18 protein-coding genes are annotated in these 15232 nt (G+C 51.4%); 10 read left to right on the forward strand and 8 right to left on the reverse strand.

Annotated features, from left to right (window positions below; all coding sequences use genetic code 11):
• Nucleotides 1–455: 455 nt before the first annotated feature.
• Nucleotides 456–1061 (reverse strand): hypothetical protein, encoded by a 606-nt coding sequence (locus ACO0LC_RS23850; protein WP_423007828.1) that lies wholly within the window; start codon nt 1059–1061, stop codon nt 456–458.
• 94 nt (nt 1062–1155) lie between these two features.
• Between ACO0LC_RS23850 and mpl the strand changes: the two genes are divergently transcribed.
• The 8 genes from mpl (at nt 1156) to ACO0LC_RS23890 (ending at nt 9420) form a co-directional block, all read left to right on the forward strand.
• A complete protein-coding gene (gene mpl / locus ACO0LC_RS23855) occupies nt 1156–2559 on the forward strand; it encodes a UDP-N-acetylmuramate:L-alanyl-gamma-D-glutamyl-meso-diaminopimelate ligase (protein WP_423007830.1) in 1404 nt (467 codons plus the stop codon).
• Entirely contained in the window at nt 2556–3128 is a 573-nt protein-coding gene (locus ACO0LC_RS23860) for a YqiA/YcfP family alpha/beta fold hydrolase (protein WP_423007832.1), read from the forward strand. Before mpl ends, ACO0LC_RS23860 begins: the two co-directional genes overlap by 4 nt.
• 1 nt (nt 3129) lies before the next feature.
• The gene (locus tag ACO0LC_RS23865) at nt 3130–3741 is read left to right on the forward strand and encodes a chorismate--pyruvate lyase family protein (RefSeq protein ID WP_423007834.1); all 612 of its coding nucleotides are present in this window, start codon (nt 3130–3132) and stop codon (nt 3739–3741) included.
• A 409-nt stretch (nt 3742–4150) separates the two neighbouring features.
• On the forward strand, nt 4151–6241 hold the full coding sequence (locus ACO0LC_RS23870) for a ribonuclease catalytic domain-containing protein (protein WP_423007836.1): 2091 nt from the start codon (nt 4151–4153) through the stop codon (nt 6239–6241).
• Between the two features lie 2 nt (nt 6242–6243).
• The gene (locus tag ACO0LC_RS23875) at nt 6244–7341 is read left to right on the forward strand and encodes a TonB C-terminal domain-containing protein (RefSeq protein ID WP_423007838.1); all 1098 of its coding nucleotides are present in this window, start codon (nt 6244–6246) and stop codon (nt 7339–7341) included.
• The gene (gene aroE / locus ACO0LC_RS23880; RefSeq protein ID WP_423007840.1) at nt 7338–8177 is read left to right on the forward strand and encodes a shikimate dehydrogenase; all 840 of its coding nucleotides are present in this window, start codon (nt 7338–7340) and stop codon (nt 8175–8177) included. Before ACO0LC_RS23875 ends, aroE begins: the two co-directional genes overlap by 4 nt.
• Nucleotides 8174–8869: a monofunctional biosynthetic peptidoglycan transglycosylase gene (gene mtgA / locus ACO0LC_RS23885; protein WP_423007842.1), complete on the forward strand. Its 696-nt coding sequence runs from the start codon at nt 8174–8176 to the stop codon at nt 8867–8869. Before aroE ends, mtgA begins: the two co-directional genes overlap by 4 nt.
• The gene (locus ACO0LC_RS23890) at nt 8866–9420 is read left to right on the forward strand and encodes a hypothetical protein (protein WP_423007844.1); all 555 of its coding nucleotides are present in this window, start codon (nt 8866–8868) and stop codon (nt 9418–9420) included. Before mtgA ends, ACO0LC_RS23890 begins: the two co-directional genes overlap by 4 nt.
• A 97-nt stretch (nt 9421–9517) precedes the next feature.
• Here ACO0LC_RS23890 and ACO0LC_RS23895 read toward each other — a convergent pair whose 3' ends face one another.
• Genes ACO0LC_RS23895 through ACO0LC_RS23905 form a run of 3 tightly spaced genes read right to left on the reverse strand, consistent with a single transcriptional unit; the run spans nt 9518 to nt 11212 of the window.
• Nucleotides 9518–9724 (reverse strand): helix-turn-helix transcriptional regulator, encoded by a 207-nt coding sequence (locus ACO0LC_RS23895; protein WP_423007846.1) that lies wholly within the window; start codon nt 9722–9724, stop codon nt 9518–9520.
• A gap of 43 nt (nt 9725–9767) precedes the next feature.
• On the reverse strand, nt 9768–10832 hold the full coding sequence (locus tag ACO0LC_RS23900) for an NAD-dependent epimerase/dehydratase family protein (protein ID WP_423007848.1): 1065 nt from the start codon (nt 10830–10832) through the stop codon (nt 9768–9770).
• A complete protein-coding gene (locus ACO0LC_RS23905; RefSeq protein WP_423007850.1) occupies nt 10832–11212 on the reverse strand; it encodes a hypothetical protein in 381 nt (126 codons plus the stop codon). Before ACO0LC_RS23905 ends, ACO0LC_RS23900 begins: the two co-directional genes overlap by 1 nt.
• Before the next feature lie 234 nt (nt 11213–11446).
• Between ACO0LC_RS23905 and ACO0LC_RS23910 the strand changes: the two genes are divergently transcribed.
• Nucleotides 11447–11806, forward strand: a complete 360-nt coding sequence (locus ACO0LC_RS23910; RefSeq protein ID WP_423007852.1) for a carboxymuconolactone decarboxylase family protein — start codon at nt 11447–11449, stop codon at nt 11804–11806.
• Here the strand turns inward: ACO0LC_RS23910 and ACO0LC_RS23915 are convergent.
• From ACO0LC_RS23915 to ACO0LC_RS23925, 3 genes are all read right to left on the reverse strand, one after another.
• Nucleotides 11803–12291, reverse strand: coding sequence for a GNAT family N-acetyltransferase (locus tag ACO0LC_RS23915; RefSeq protein WP_423007854.1), 489 nt, complete (start codon nt 12289–12291; stop codon nt 11803–11805). The genes ACO0LC_RS23910 and ACO0LC_RS23915 overlap by 4 nt on opposite strands.
• Before the next feature lie 60 nt (nt 12292–12351).
• Entirely contained in the window at nt 12352–12711 is a 360-nt protein-coding gene (locus tag ACO0LC_RS23920; protein WP_423007856.1) for a hypothetical protein, read from the reverse strand.
• A gap of 116 nt (nt 12712–12827) precedes the next feature.
• Nucleotides 12828–13523 carry an aspartate/glutamate racemase family protein gene (locus ACO0LC_RS23925; RefSeq protein WP_423007858.1) on the reverse strand — a complete coding sequence of 232 codons (696 nt, stop codon included), beginning with the start codon at nt 13521–13523 and terminating at the stop codon, nt 12828–12830.
• 166 nt (nt 13524–13689) lie between these two features.
• On the opposite strand from ACO0LC_RS23925, the gene ACO0LC_RS23930 reads away from it, so the two are divergent.
• Nucleotides 13690–14448, forward strand: coding sequence for a hypothetical protein (locus tag ACO0LC_RS23930; RefSeq protein WP_423007860.1), 759 nt, complete (start codon nt 13690–13692; stop codon nt 14446–14448).
• 321 nt (nt 14449–14769) lie between these two features.
• Here ACO0LC_RS23930 and ACO0LC_RS23935 read toward each other — a convergent pair whose 3' ends face one another.
• Entirely contained in the window at nt 14770–15219 is a 450-nt protein-coding gene (locus ACO0LC_RS23935; RefSeq protein ID WP_423007862.1) for a VOC family protein, read from the reverse strand.
• Nucleotides 15220–15232 lie beyond the last annotated feature (13 nt).

The following is a 15232-nucleotide window of genomic DNA, read 5'->3' on the forward strand; positions in this document are numbered from 1 at the left end:
AAACCGCCCTGGCTACGTTGTTAGCTCCTAGCCGTACTAAAGTACTGTCTTCGTCGCTACGCCTTGCCAGGACAATTTTGCGTATATCCTGTTTATATAGGTTGATTTTACCTCTATGGCTTTGTTGACGGTGTTTGGCCATTGATAATCTACCCTGCCTGATCCCTTGCCTATGACTTGAGGTGTAGCACCATGGGCCAGGATCACCCCCTCATGCTAGTGACGTAGACATACATGTCGCGGCCTACAAAAAGCCCCTGGGGATCACTGATTTTGGCCTAAGCGGCCGGCCCTTCAGCACGTATCAGACGGCCAGCAAATGCAGGGCGAGACAAAAACCGAGGATAGTTTTTGAAACAGATCGCATGGATCACCTCGTTCTTCTAATGTCGCCCTGCTCAGGTGGTCAGGGTTCTGTAGATCAAGCTTGGCATTTTGATGGCTCAGGCAAGCTTTTACTCAGTTTCAGTTTCAGCCTCTGACAGTATCGCCCGCAGTCCTGCTGCATTGGCGCGTTCTGTACTCTTGCCATGGCCGCTGCGTATGGCATCCTGATCTTGCAAGACCAGGTGCACGCCTTCGTTCTTGTACATGAAACTCAGGGTTTCTATGCGGTCATTGCGATTATTGAAACTTTCTGAAACTTCAAACTGCACATCCTTGTTCAATAAATAAATGGCAACATCCTTGGTATTGTCGGCAAACAGATGCAGGTGTATGTCGGAATGATTGCCTGCTGTGCCATTCAGCACTGCACCTACGATGTAGGGGGAGTAGCGCTCCAGCTCGTCCATGATTTCGAGAGCAAGTTGCCGCAAATGCAATAAACGCTGCGGCTGGGTGTCGCCAAAGAATAATTCATTGTATTCGCGCACTTCCTGCTCAATTTGCGCATTGTCAGGCAAGACATCGCCCTTGACTTTATGGTTGCCCAGCAACTGCTTGGCCGCCTTGCGCTTGGCTGAGGCATAGTCAGCCCCATCCTCGGCTATCATACGCGCCGCCAGCGCCGCAATCTCAGCCCGCAGGCTTTCTGCTTCATTTGGTGTATGGATCATCATGGGGTAATCATAACTGAATACATAAGACGTCTCAACACTGCTTACTATGGCCGCTCTCAGGTAGAATTGCGGGATTCTGGAATTTGGTTCAATTATGCATATTCATATTTTAGGTATCTGCGGCACTTTCATGGGTGGCCTGGCTGTGTTGGCAAAAGAAGCAGGTCATACCGTGACGGGTTGTGATGCCAATGTCTATCCGCCCATGAGCACCCAGCTCGAAGCCCAGGGCATCAGCCTGAACCAGGGTTTTGGGGCTGAGCAGATAGCGCTGGAACCGGATTTGTATGTCATCGGCAATGTAGTCACACGTGGCAACCCCTTGATGGAAGAAATCCTCAACCGTGGCTTGCCCTATGTGTCTGGCCCGCAATGGATGGGTGAGCATATCCTGCGTGACAAGTGGGTACTCGCTGTTGCTGGCACCCATGGCAAGACCACCACTTCGGCCATGCTGGCCTGGATCTTGGAATATGCCGGTTATGCACCTGGCTTTTTGATCGGTGGCGTACCGCTGAATTTTGGCATCTCTGCCCGTTTGTGGGGTAGCCATTCATCTGACTTTTTTGTCATCGAGGCAGATGAGTACGATACTGCTTTCTTCGACAAGCGCAGCAAGTTCGTGCACTACCATGCCAAGACAGCCGTATTGAACAATCTTGAATATGATCATGCCGACATCTTCCCGGATGTGGCTGCAATCGAAACCCAGTTCCATCACCTGGTGCGTACCGTGCCTGGCGTAGGCCGTTTGATCGTGAATGGCAACAATGAATCACTGGAACGTGTGCTTAAACGAGGCTGCTGGAGTGAAAAAGAGTTCTTTGGCAAGGACCAGGCCTGGCGTCTGGTTATGCAAGAGGGCGAAGACTTTGAGGTCTACTTCAATGATCAGTTGCAAGGCAAGGTGCAATGGAATTTGAATGGCGAACATAATCGCCAGAATGCCCTTGCCGCGATAGCTGCAGCCCGCCATGTCGGTGTCACGCCAGAAATCGCAATAGAAGCCCTGGCCCAGTTTGTCAGCGTCAAGCGCCGCATGGAAATACGTGGTGTCGCAGATGGCGTTACCATCATTGACGATTTTGCCCATCATCCCACTGCTGTTGCCACTACGGTTGAAGGTTTGCGTCGCAAGGTTGGCAATGCACGCATACTGGCCGTGCTGGAACCGCGCTCGAATACCATGAAACTGGGCACCATGAAGCAAGCCCTGCCCGGTAGTCTGGAGCATGCCGACCTGGTCTTTGGTTTTGGCGAGGCAGACGGCAAATCAGCTTTAGGCTGGGATCTGGCAGAAGCCTTGGCACCGCTGGGAGATAAAGTCGCCTGCCATCAAAAAATAGATGAGCTGGTACAGGACATCGTCAGCAAGGCACAAGCTGGGGACCATGTGCTTGTCATGAGCAATGGCGGCTTTGGTGGCGTTCATCAAAAATTGCTGGATGCCTTGCAAGACCGTGCCCAGCAAGCAGACAAACAGGCGATTGCAGCATGATCCTCTACCTGCACGGCTTTCGCTCATCGCCAGACTCCTACAAGGCCCGCTGCATGCTCGCGCATATGGCAAAGCTGGGTCGTAGCGATGACATAGCCTGCCCCGACCTGCCACCCTCGCCAACGCTGGCGATACAACAGGCCGAGGCTTTGCTGGCCGGGCACAAGGCAGAAGACGTCTGCATCATAGGCTCGTCGCTGGGTGGTTATTATGCAACCTGGCTGGCAGAAAAATATGGCTGCAAAGCCATCTTGCTGAACCCGGCCGTCAAGCCACCGCGTGACCTCGAAAGCTATGTAGGTGTAACGACTTATTACCATAGCGATAGAGTCTTTGAATTCAAGGCAGAATACATGGCTGAGTTGCGCGCACTCGCTGTGGAACAAATTAGCCAGCCTGAACGTTATTTTTTGATTGCCGCGACTGGCGATGAAGTACTGGACTGGCGCGAAATGGTGGCCCATTATCCGCGCGCCAAGCAAGTTGTGATTGAAGGCAGTGATCATGGCATAGCAGAATTTGCTGATTACCTGGATCAGGTGATGGACTTTGCGGATGACAGGACTTGATTTGGACGCAAAGATGCTGCCTGTGGATTTGCAGATAAGTAAGCAGATGCAGCGCCCACTGGCAGCACAATGGCACGCCCATGTGAATGCAGTTGATACCAGTGCGCAGATGGAAGACTGGCTGACCAATCGCGATTCGCTGACAGCCAGGCTGGTGGCAAGATGCCAGCAGTTTCGCGTGCAGCGTTTATCGCAGCAAAAGGCAGTGTGTTTGCAGGATGAATATGCTGCCATAGGTTTGCCGCGCGCCATGAAAGTCCATGAGCGCGAAGTGTTTTTGCGTTGCGATGGTGTGGCCATGGTGTATGGTCATACGATAGTGCCGCTGAGTGCTACCGCGAATGAATGGCCGCTGTTTCATGCGCTAGGTGAAAAGTCTTTGGGCAGCACCTTGTTCAAAGACCCGCTAGTGCGCCGTAGTCAGTTGTTTTACGCCAGACTACGCCAAAGCCACCCGCTGATACGCCGCATCGTGGCGAGACAGCCGGAACTGACAGATGTGCACAGCATGCTGGCACGCCGGTCTTTGTTCTGGCGCAAGGGCGGGTGTTTGCAGGTGACGGAAGTGTTTTTGCCTGGGGTTGAGGGTTTGCGGATTATTGAAAAGCTTTAAGGATTTAAGACCTTAAGACCTTAAGACCTTTCAACACAGAGACACGGAGACACAGAGGGGCAAAGAGAAATGCAGAAAAGACTTAGAGAGAAGCAGGGCAGCATCGTATAAATGAAGCTGTACTCTTAATGTCGTCATTCCTGCGAAGGCAGGAATCCACCGGGCTGGCGACACCAGCGGCGTTCGTGGCAAACTGATACAGCCAAAACGCAAGCTGCAATGTATTTAATTTGAACAATTTTCCGCTTTGTTGATAAAAGCAAAGTAAATATAGAACAACAAACATCTCAACCAAGAGACGCAGAAAAAAAACAGAACGAGTAAATGACAAAGATTTTCTCAGTGTCAGCTCTGTGTCTCCGTGCCTCTGTGTTGAGCTTTTTGGTCTTAAAACATAAAGAAGTATTGAATGAATTTATTTTTCGAAGAGTCCGGTGATTTCAAGGCAGGCAGCATCATGACGCATGCTGGTGAGGCTTATCAGGTTGAGATGGCCAGTGGCAAACGTACCAAGGTCAAGGCCAAGGATGTGCTGCTGCAATTTGCCTCTCCCGATCCTGCCAGCTTGATAGAACAGGCGAAAGCCGCTGCGGCTGAGATAGACCTGGAATTTTTGTGGGAAGTCGCTGGCCAGGAAGAATTTGGCTTTGCCGAACTCGGTACAGAATATTTTGGCCATGCACCACAACCCGTGGAAGCAGCAGGCCTGATCTATGCCTTGCATAATGCGCCAGTCTACTTCTACAAAAAAGGCCGTGGCCGCTACAAGGCTGCGCCCGAAGCATCCTTAAAAGCCGCACTTGCTGGTATCGAAAAGAAAAAACAGCAAGCCCTGGTGCAGGCTGGCTATGTAGAAGAGCTCAAGCAAAACCACCTGCCAGATACGATGAAATCACTGGCCCTGCAACTCTTGTTCAAGCCCGACAAGAACAGCATAGAATACAAGGCCCTGGCAGAAGCCTGTGATGCCATGCAAATGTCGCCGCAACGCCTGATGCTGGCGGTCGGTGGCATTGCCAGTCCCAAGCATTTGCATCTGGCTAAATTTCATTACGAGCATTTTCCCAAAGGTGTGGGTTTTCCGGCGATTACTGTACCGACCCTGCCTACTGATTTGCCGGTGGCGGATGTGCAGGCTTTCTCCATCGATGACGTTACCACCACTGAAATTGATGATGCCTTTTCTGTCGTCGATCTCGGCAATGGCCAGTTGCGCGTCGGCATACATATAGCTGCACCAGCGCTGGGCATACAGCGCGGTGACGCGATAGACCATATCGCCCGTGGCCGCATGTCCACCGTGTATATGCCAGGCGACAAGATCACCATGCTGCCGGATGAGCTGGTCAATACCTATACCCTGGGTGCAGGCCAGACCCGCCCGGCGGTATCACTGTATGCGACTTTGAATACAGCAGACTGGTCTGTCATCAGCACTGAGACCAAGGTAGAAGCCGTGCCCATGGTCAGTAACTTGCGTCACAATGACCTCGATGCGCTGGTGACGGAAGACAATCTCGCCAATGATGCCGGTGAATATCCACACAAGGCCGACATTGCGCAATTGTGGAAATGGGCGCAAGTGCTGGAACAGGGCCGCATGCTCAAGCGTGAGGGCTTTGGCATGAAGCCTGAGCAAAATAACCGCGTCGATTTCAATTTCTATGTAGAAGATGATGTGGTGTCCATCGTGCGCCGCAAGCGTGGTGCACCGCTGGACAAGATCGTGGCCGAGCTGATGATTTTTGCCAACAGCACCTGGGGCAAACTCATGGCTGACCATGGCATCCCCGGCATTTACCGCGCCCAGGGCGTGGCCGGTGGCCGTGGTCCTGGTGGCTGGACCGCGCGTATGCAGGTACGCATGCTGACCCATGCAGCACCGCATCAGGGTCTGGGTGTCGATCAATATGCCTGGAGCACATCACCGCTGCGCCGCTATACCGACCTGGTCAATCAATGGCAAATCATCGCCTGCGTGCAACACGGCATCACAGCACCGCTGGTGGCTACCTTCAAGCCCAAGGATGCTGACCTGTTCGCCATTGTCTCGGGCTTTGATGCGGCTTATGCTGCATACGCTGATTTCCAGAACAATATGGAACGCTACTGGTGCCTGCGCTGGCTGGGGCAGCAAGAGCAACGTCAGGTCGAAGCTGTTGTTTTGAAAGACGAAGTCTTGCGCCTGGTCGATATTCCGCTCATCATCCGTTTGCCGGGCATGCCACAAACTGCCCGCGGTGCCCAGGTGCGTCTGGATATTTTGCGCTGGGATGAAGTTGATCTTGAGGTCGAAGCGCGCCTGCTGGAGTTGTTGTCTACCGTCACCGAACTCGATGAAGAAGAACTGGACGATGAAACCAGTACCGAAGTTGCAGAAGATTTCAGTGCAGAAGAGGGTGCTGCAGTAGAAACGAACGAGGCAGCAGCTACGGCTGCAGATGCACCGGCAGCAGATCACACTGCGGCCAATCCAGATGAAGAACAGTCACAAGCCTAGTAATGAAAAGCCAGAATAAAAAAATCAAACCTGGAAAACAGGTCAAACAAGAAAAACTGCCCGACGAGCAAATCCAGCTCGCCAAGGCAGGGGATGATGCCGGCGTTGCGGTTGCCGCGACTGACAGCAAAGCTCCCGTCGTGAGTGAAAACACGGGCAAGCCTGCGCAGATCACTGTTAAAACCCAGTCTGCACAACTCAGCGCAGGCAAGCTTAGCTATGAAAAATTGATTTTTGGCGTAGCCATTACTGCTTCGTTAGTCTTGCACGCAACGGCTTTGCTGATCCATTTTGTTGCGCCCAAGACGGCAGACAATAAGTTGCGTGAACCGGACCTGGAAGTCATCCTTGTCAATGCCAAGCATGAAAAACGCCCGATGAAGGCCGAGGCGCTGGCACAGGCAGATCTTGATGGTGGTGGAGCACACGACAGTGGTCGCAGCAAGTCACCTTTGCCGGACATGAAACTGAGCCAGGATGGTGATGCAGTACGTGCTGAAACGCGTCGTATTACCGAGCTTGAAGAGCAGCAAAAACAATTATTGGATCAGGCAAAGCGGCAAGAGAAACTGCGCGTTGAAGAGCAAGACAAGCGCCTGAAAGATGACAGACCCAAGCCTGCGAACGGCACTGACCAGGCAGATACAAGCAAACCGCTGTCCCGCACTGCGGCGGAGATTGCCCAGCAAATTGAGGATCAAAACAAGCGCCCTCGAAAAACCTTCATCACACCGACTACCCAAAAAGCCGGATATGCGCAGTATTACAAGCAAATGCAAAAACGCATCGAGGACATGGGAACGCTGAATTTTCCTAGTAAAGATGGTAAAAAAATGTATGGTGAATTACTCGTGTATATCCCCGTCTTTCAGGATGGTGCTATCTACGAAGCAGAGGGGGGACCCAGGATAGAGAAATCTTCAGGCAATAAGGCGCTGGATGCTGCTGCCTTGAATATTGTTCGTCGTTCGGCACCATTTGGTGTATTCCCAAAAAATATGCGTTCCGAAGATAAAACGGATGTGTGGGCTGTCATTACAAAATTTAATTTCAACCGCGATCTCCAATTGCAGACCGAGTTGCGCGAGGGAACAAATTGAAGCCTGACCAGTATGTCGTCATAGGCAACCCTATCGCGCATAGCAAGTCGCCCGCCATTCATGCCCGCTTTGCCGAACTGGCAGAGCAGCAACTTGATTATCAAGGCTTGCTGGCACCGCTGGATGGTTTTGCCAAGACTGTCCAAGACTTTATCGGGGCCGGTGGCAAAGGGGCCAATGTGACCCTGCCATTCAAGCTGGAAGCCTTTGCGCTCGCCACAGAATTGAGTGAACGCGCCAGGATTGCCGGTGCCGTCAATACCCTCAAATTTGAGTCGGGTTGCATCTATGGCGACAACACCGATGGCATAGGCCTGGTGGCAGATATCGTGCGTAATGCCGGTGTCAGCCTGCATGGCAAGCGCCTGCTGTTGTTGGGAGCTGGTGGTGCAGCCCGCGGTGCCTTGTTGCCGCTGCTGCAGGAACAGCCAGCGACGCTGACTATCGCCAACCGCACGCTCGCCAAAGCCCAGGATTTGCTGGAACAGGCAAAAAGATTGAGTACCAGTTGTGATCTGCAAGTCTGTCGCTTTGCGGACCTGCAGCAACCTTTTGATGTCATCATCAATGCCACTTCGGCCAGCATCAGTGAGGAGGTGCCGCCTTTGGCTGATGCAGTATTTTGTAAAACCACGCTGGCTTACGACATGATGTATGCGGCTACACCTACGGCTTTCTTGCGCCTGGCTGCCAGCCATGGTGCGCTATGCCGTGATGGCCTTGGCATGCTGGTAGAACAGGCGGCAGAAGCCTTTGCCCTGTGGCGTGGTGTGCACCCGCCATCTGCGCAAGTGCTGACAGAAATGCGCGCTGCCCTGCAAGCGAGCCACGGATGAAATTATTTGGCCGTCTCCTGATCTGGCTGGTGCTGGTGCCCCTGCTTTTGTTCCTCTTGCTGCAGGCATATTTCCTGGTGCAGATATGGTGGTGGGTGGATCACAACCCAGCTTCCACCAGTTTCATGCGCCACCAACTTGATGTCTTGCAAGAAAAAAAACCTGACTTCAAACTTCAGCATAAATGGGTACCTTATAAGCGCATTTCGAATAATCTGAAACGCGCCGTCATTGCCTCGGAAGATGATAGTTTCGTCGATCATGAGGGGGTAGACTGGGAAGCCATGCAAGCCGCTTATGAGAAAAACCAGAAAAAAGGCAAAGTGGTTTCTGGTGGTTCTACGATTACGCAGCAACTGGCTAAAAACTTGTTTCTCTCGGCAGATCGTAGCTATTTTCGCAAGGGTGAAGAACTCATCATCACCTATATGCTGGAAATGTGCATGGATAAACAACGCATCTTGGAAATTTACCTGAATGTCGTAGAATGGGGTGTGGGCGTGTTTGGAGCAGAAGCTGCCGCACAGCATTATTACCATACCAGTGCTGCCAATCTTGGACCTTTGCAATCAGCCAGGCTGGCCGTGATGTTACCTAAACCACGTTATTTTGATAAGAACCAAGGCTCAGGCTATTTGCAAAGACGTAGTGAAGTCATCTTGCAGCGCATGGGCAACTCTGAATTACCATGAAATATACCAAACAACGTGGACTCAGCCTGGTGATGGTGTCTTTCGTCTCCATGCTGGTGGCCGCACTGGGCATGACTTTTTTATACTATGTGCGCTATGGCCATTTACCCATGCCAGACCTGTGGGCGCGCTGGGGCAAATCGGCCAATGTCATCGGCAATGATTTGAAAAATGCCGCTGGCTTGCCAGCAGGTAGCAACCAGGGGCCGGGTATGCGCGAAGCTGCTACCACCAGTGAAGGTATACGCCGTTGTACCATCGACGGCAAGACCGTGTACTCAGATACTTTATGCCTGGACAATAATCCCAGTACCAAAAAAATCAAACTCGCTGATTCCAAAGGCGTGGACCCGGTCAAGGCAGCTGTAGTCAATGACGATGGCAACAAGGTGACAAATGGGACGGCAGCGGCAGCGCCGCAGACGGATGAAGAAGTGAAGAGAAAAATCATGGAGCAGGCACTGGGCAAAGGCGCCACTGCCTCTGCTGCAGCTGAAAATGACTTGCACATGAAAGCAACGAACCGGGCGATAGACAAGGCGACCAGATAAGGCTGCCAAGCTTGTAATGGTGCGTTTAGCGCGCGGTGCCGTCAAAAAATCAGTTTGACCAGATAGCTAAGGCAAACTGCTCATCTCCAGGCTGTATTTAAGCATTTTCTTCAGGCTGATACTCAAACACCTCTTCTATCCGCAAGCCAAAGTGATGGGCGATTTTAAACGCCAATGGCAAGCTGGGTTCGTATTTGTCATTCTCTATGCAAAACACGGTTTGGCGACTGACCTTGAGTGCTTTTGCCAGTTCGTCCTGGGTGATTTTTTGCGTCTTGCGTAGTTCTGTTATACGGTTTTTCATTTATCTTCTCGCGCTCACTTTGCATGCTGCCCTGTCAGGTTTGCTATTCGTGCCAGACCAGTCCGTCGCGCCTGAGTTGCGCCACCTGATCAGCAAGTGTTTGCTCAGGATGGCGAAAGTCTATGCCCAGTTCAGTCTGCGCGCGCTGGCAATCAAAGCTGACAGGGTAGCCTACATTATCCCTGATATAGGAACGGCTCAAGCCGACCAGCGGGCCCATCAACCAGATCAGCCATTTTGGCACTTCTTTCTTTGGCAGGTGCAGACTAAATTCGGGGTGCTTCGCAACAATGGCTCTTGCTATCTCCAGTAAGCGGCAAGTGCGGCTCACCAGCAAATAGCGGCCGCTGACATTTGACTGCAAGGCGGCACGAACATGGGCCAGGGCAACATCGCGCACATCGACGACACCCAGGTGTAGTGCTGGCACACCAGCGGCAAATGAGCCTTGTAGAAACTGAAGTATCATTTTCACACTTTCGCCATCGCTACGATGTGATAGCGAAGGACCAAAGATAGCACCAGGGGCCAGGGTCACCATTTGCCAGCGTGATTGTTGTGCGTAGATGTCCCAGGCTGCGCGTTCGGCACTGGCTTTGGAAAAAGGGTAGGGATCATCCTGCAAATTGCTGCTGATATTCCAGCATTGCTCCGTCAAGGTGTGGGCAGGCAGGGCATGTACTTCCCTGAGGCTGCCGAACATGGCGACGATGCTGCTGGTTAACACGACTTTTTGTACGGTAGTTGAGCGCGTGGCACTGCCTAGCACATTGCGTGTGCCCAGCACGGCTGGATCAAGTATCTGTGCCTTTGCGTCAGCGACTTTGGCCAGCGTATACGGGGATGCTGTATGCATGATGACATGTGCATCTTTTGCTGCCGCATCAAAACTTGCTTCTTTCAGCAGATCGGCGGCAAACAAATGCAATTGACCGGGAAATTTATTTTGCAGCTCCAGTAAATGGGCGAGTTTGGCATGATCCTGCAAGCTGCGCACAGTGGCATTTACCTGGCAACCCTGCTCCAGCAAGAGTGCCGTACACCATGAACCCAGATAGCCTGCCGCGCCTGTCACCATGACCCGTGGCTTTTTGATCTTTGCGTCCATTAATGATGACCTCTGTCAGCCAGCATCAGGCCCAGGCCCCAGCAAGCCAGCAAGATGACAGGTGCATGCAGGAAAGACAGGCCGGCGATAAAGTCTAGCTCTTGCAATATACCCAACATGGCCAGGGTGCTGGTGCCACTACAGACGGCAAATAAACAGGCTCGCAGATGGATTTGCTGCTGCAATTCATCTGCTCTTTGATGGAAATACCTGACGACAGGATAAATCAGGGACATGCCCAGAACTGGCAATACAGCCAGCAAACTGCGTTCACCAAATCCAAACGACATCTGGCTGGCCACTACAGGGATCAGTAAGAATGCGGCGAACAGACTTAAGCCTGTAAAAATTTTACTCAGGTAAAGCAATGACTTACTCATGAGGTGTTCCTTCAGTGTAGATAGCAAAATGCTGCGTAGTGATGCTACTGGCGACATGGACTTGCTCATGGCACAGTGGGAACAATATAAGATGTCAAAATAAATGTAAAGAGTTCTTTACAAAAATAATTGCTGTCAAGTGCACCCTTTTACTGTCTGACAGACTCTTGTCTATGTGCGTAACTGCACTAGTATCTGCTTGCCAGATGCCTACATCACAATGAAAGGAAAAATATGTCCAGGAATAAAACAGGCTATCAACGCCCTGAAGATATGGGGAAGGCAAAAGACCTCATTAGTCTTGCTTCTACAGAAGCACAAGCTTTTCTGGCTTTAAAGAAGGCGGCAGAAAGACCGGATGGTGCCATCCCAGAAAAATACCGTGAGCTGATTTCCATGGCAGTAGCCCTGACTACCCAGTGTGCCTATTGTATAGATACCCATAGCAAGAATGCCTTAAGTACAGGGGCGACACGTGAAGAGCTGGCAGAAGTTGTTTTCATCACTGCTGCGCTGCGCGCGGGCGCGGCGGTTGCTCATGGTTTGTTGGCACTGCGCTTGTTTGACGAGGCAGGGGGAGCAAACTTAGATTAATCAGTTTTGTCTATACGCCAGCGCACCAGTACTTCCTCGGTTTCATCCACATAGCTGCCCGTATCGATAAATCCCAATTTTTGCACAACCCGGGTCGAGGCCAGATTAGCTGGATTAACCTCGGCCAATACTTGTGTCGCTCCGCCATCGAACGCCAGTTGCAACATAGCTTGCACGGCCGCGCCAGCGGCCCCATGTCTTCTGCATTCGGGTGAAATTCCATAGCCAATTTCCACTACGCCATTACGCGGCGCATGCTTGAAACCGCAACCGCCGACAATGTGTTTCTGCTCTGTAGCGACGATATAAAACGTGCTGCACCAATAGGCTGAAGCACCGGCTGCCATTTGTTCCAGCGCACGCATAGCCACAAAGGTTGGAGGAAAAGCATCACTGGCCTGGGTGTAAGACGGTGTGGCGGGCAAGGTGGCATTGGCCAGCGCTTGCAAATGCTCCAATGGGATACGGAGTAAGTGATAAGACATATTGCGTGAGCCGGGTGGGGGATGATTGAGCTATTGTACCTTCTCTGACACAAGGAAAAATCAAAGTTCAAATATCTGGAAACCTCCACCACCTATGGCTTCAAATTCCTCTACATCATCCATGGCTTGCTCTATGGTTTCGCTGGCCAGTTCGATGGAAGCAAACCACAAGTCGCAGGCCTTGCCTTGAGCTGGCGAGAGTATCAACAGTAATTTTCCATCGTCATCCGTGCTGCCGGCAGGTGCCTGGTAGGTCAGCATTTTTGCGCCACGAACCATGTTGATGACTTCGGGATCTGGGATGCTGCCAGGTGGCAAGTTCGCGTCCGCCAGTGCGGCAGCTTCATTGACATAACTGCCTCGATACATGGCAGGGAAAAATTTCAAATTACCCAACATGGTTTTTACTTGTTCACTCATTTTTTCCCCCTGGCATTTTTTCAACAACATCACGCTAAAACAGTCTAGGCTCATTCTATGTCATTGTGAATACAGACCAAAGTATCATCTACCTAATGGTATTGCGTCGTTCAAAGCTAGGCAAAGGCAAAGTCGACTGCTGCCTGGCAGTGCAAGGCCGTGGTATTGAATACCGGCATGGAGACGTCTTTCTGGTGAATGAGCAAGGGGATTTTGGTGCAACCCAGAATAACGCCTTGCGCCCCCTGATCTGCCAGTGCCCGTATGCAATCGATAAAGAACATACGGCTGCTTTCTGTCAAGCGATTATGGATCAGCTCGCTATAGATGATTTCATGAATTTGATTTTGCGTAGGCGCATCCGGCGTCAATGTCGTGATGCCGGCCGCGCTTAGTTTGTCATGATAAAAGCGGCCAGCCATGGTTTGCCGGACACCAAGCAAGCCAACTTTTTTAATTCCAGTTGCCTGCACCTGATTGACCGTGACATCGACGATACTAATCAAAGGCAAGGGCAGGTATGGCAAGATGGCAGGCACAAAACGGTGTGCACCATTTGCACAAAACAAAAAGAAATCGGCACCTGCGTTTTTTAATTTATGCACTTGATCAACTAAAAATTCAGCAATGGCTTGCGGGTCTTCCTCGGCTGCGCGAGTAGTGAAATCATATTGATCCAGGCTGGACAGGATGATGCGTGCGCTATGGGACAGACCCATGCGCTCAGTTGTCAACTCATTGATGAGGCGGTAATACTCGGCACTGGAAGCCCAGCCTATACCACCGATCAGGCCTATGGTTTTATTTTGCACTATTCATCGCCCCCGCCGATCATGTGTATTTGCTATTCGAACCCCGCATCTTACCGTTAATCGCAGCTATCTGGATCAGGGCGGAGTAAATGATTAGCATGCATCAGCACTGCAGCATGATCTGCATGCAGGCAAATTTCTAAGATGTCAAATAAACGGAGACCCTATGGATCAACAAGAACTCATCACACAATTAAGCCGCCAGAACCGCTTGCTCAAGCAAGCTGTAACGCTTGGTGCGGCTGGCATGACAGTGATGCTGCTGACAGCTGCTGCGAATACAGAAAACCGTGGAAAATTTTCTGAAATTGATGTGGAGCGCATCAATATAGTCACTCCCGAAGGCAAGAATGAAATGGTGATCGCCAATCACTTGCGTCTGCCTCAACCGGTGACCAATGGCAAACAACTTGAGCGTGGCGGACCACAAAGACCAGGCATGATTTTCTATAATGCGACCGGTGATGAAAATGGTGGCTTCATCTTTGATGGTAAGCTCGATGACAAAGGTAAGCCTGTTTCGGGCATGCATTTTTCCATGGATAGATTTGGCGGCGACCAGCAACTCTCATTAGGCCATTATGAGAGCAATGGTAGCATGGAGTCAGGTTTGAAAATCTATGATCGTGGTCTGCAAAAAGATTACGATGGCCTGTATGAAGCCTATGAAAAAGCACCTGCAGGGCCTGAGAAAGATGCCTTGCTGGAGAAATGGAAAGACGTTGGTGGCCAGCAAACCAATCGCCTGTTTGTCGGCAAAACCCGTGGCAAGTCATCTGCCATTATCATGGCTGACGCCAAGGGCAAGGCGCGCATCATGATGATAGTCACGCCAGAAGGCAAGCCCATGCTGAACTTCCTGGATGACAATGGCAAGGTAATACAAAGCTTGCCGCAAGTGGGGATTGGTGGGCAAGAAAAATAGCCAGTCAGGTACGCTATTTCTTTGATGCTAATGAAAAACTGATGGAAAGCGCTGTTAGCGCTGGTGACTGGACGGCAATTGATGAATTAGCTCCTATCAGTTTGCCAGCGCTGGATAAAGCCGACAGTGATTTCCTTTTTTTTACTGTCGTGGCAGGCTGGGCGCAAGGCTTGCGCCACCACAGCCTGATCGATAATTTCCATACCTGCGATGTCCTGGTCATTGCCCATAAAGCACGCGGCAATGAGCGAAGACCACTGCGTCGAATTCTTGCTCGATGCACTAAAAGCCAGGGGGCTAAGGCACCATGCTGGCGATTAGCTACACAGTACTTGGTTTGCTCTGCAAAAAAGGCTCACCCATGAAAACATAGGGTGGCCCCTTGAGTTCCACCACATTGCCTTCCGGGTCGCTGAGATAGATGGATGGCCCGTCTCCCTCGGCCCCATAGCGTTGTTCAACTGCCCCGGCAGGTACACCGTGCGCTTGCAGATGGGTGTATATGTCATTGGCATCAAAGGGATCTATCCGCAGGCAAAGATGGTCAAGATTGCGGCCTTCCTTGCCAGGCGCTGCACCACCCATGCTGCCCAGCTTGCCGGTCACAGAGATAAGATCAATCAAGGAGCGACCAGCGCGTAGTTGTACCAAACCTATCTCGTCTTGCCTGCGCTCTACTGCGCAAGTCAGCACATCGCAATAAAATTGCAGTATGCTGTCGAGGTCTTTTACCCTCAGTACCAAGTGATCAATCTCTCGTATTTTGAACATGATGAAGTCAAGT

Source organism: Undibacterium sp. JH2W (assembly GCF_049340425.1).
Taxonomy (GTDB): Bacteria; Pseudomonadota; Gammaproteobacteria; order Burkholderiales; family Burkholderiaceae_D; genus Undibacterium.

Excerpts from the sequence above, each read along its gene's own strand:
- ACO0LC_RS23895 (WP_423007846.1), bottom strand. The coding sequence starts at position 9,724 with ATGAAAAACCGTATAACAGAACTACGCAAGACGCAAAAAATCACCCAG.
- mpl (WP_423007830.1), top strand. The coding sequence starts at position 1,156 with ATGCATATTCATATTTTAGGTATCTGCGGCACTTTCATGGGTGGCCTG.
- ACO0LC_RS23935 (WP_423007862.1), bottom strand. The coding sequence starts at position 15,219 with ATGTTCAAAATACGAGAGATTGATCACTTGGTACTGAGGGTAAAAGAC.
- ACO0LC_RS23900 (WP_423007848.1), bottom strand. The coding sequence starts at position 10,832 with ATGGACGCAAAGATCAAAAAGCCACGGGTCATGGTGACAGGCGCGGCA.
- ACO0LC_RS23905 (WP_423007850.1), bottom strand. The coding sequence starts at position 11,212 with ATGAGTAAGTCATTGCTTTACCTGAGTAAAATTTTTACAGGCTTAAGT.
- ACO0LC_RS23930 (WP_423007860.1), top strand. The coding sequence starts at position 13,690 with ATGGATCAACAAGAACTCATCACACAATTAAGCCGCCAGAACCGCTTG.
- ACO0LC_RS23890 (WP_423007844.1), top strand. The coding sequence starts at position 8,866 with ATGAAATATACCAAACAACGTGGACTCAGCCTGGTGATGGTGTCTTTC.
- ACO0LC_RS23910 (WP_423007852.1), top strand. The coding sequence starts at position 11,447 with ATGTCCAGGAATAAAACAGGCTATCAACGCCCTGAAGATATGGGGAAG.
- mtgA (WP_423007842.1), top strand. The coding sequence starts at position 8,174 with ATGAAATTATTTGGCCGTCTCCTGATCTGGCTGGTGCTGGTGCCCCTG.
- ACO0LC_RS23875 (WP_423007838.1), top strand. The coding sequence starts at position 6,244 with ATGAAAAGCCAGAATAAAAAAATCAAACCTGGAAAACAGGTCAAACAA.
- ACO0LC_RS23860 (WP_423007832.1), top strand. The coding sequence starts at position 2,556 with ATGATCCTCTACCTGCACGGCTTTCGCTCATCGCCAGACTCCTACAAG.
- ACO0LC_RS23915 (WP_423007854.1), bottom strand. The coding sequence starts at position 12,291 with ATGTCTTATCACTTACTCCGTATCCCATTGGAGCATTTGCAAGCGCTG.
- ACO0LC_RS23850 (WP_423007828.1), bottom strand. The coding sequence starts at position 1,061 with ATGATGATCCATACACCAAATGAAGCAGAAAGCCTGCGGGCTGAGATT.
- ACO0LC_RS23920 (WP_423007856.1), bottom strand. The coding sequence starts at position 12,711 with ATGAGTGAACAAGTAAAAACCATGTTGGGTAATTTGAAATTTTTCCCT.
- ACO0LC_RS23870 (WP_423007836.1), top strand. The coding sequence starts at position 4,151 with ATGAATTTATTTTTCGAAGAGTCCGGTGATTTCAAGGCAGGCAGCATC.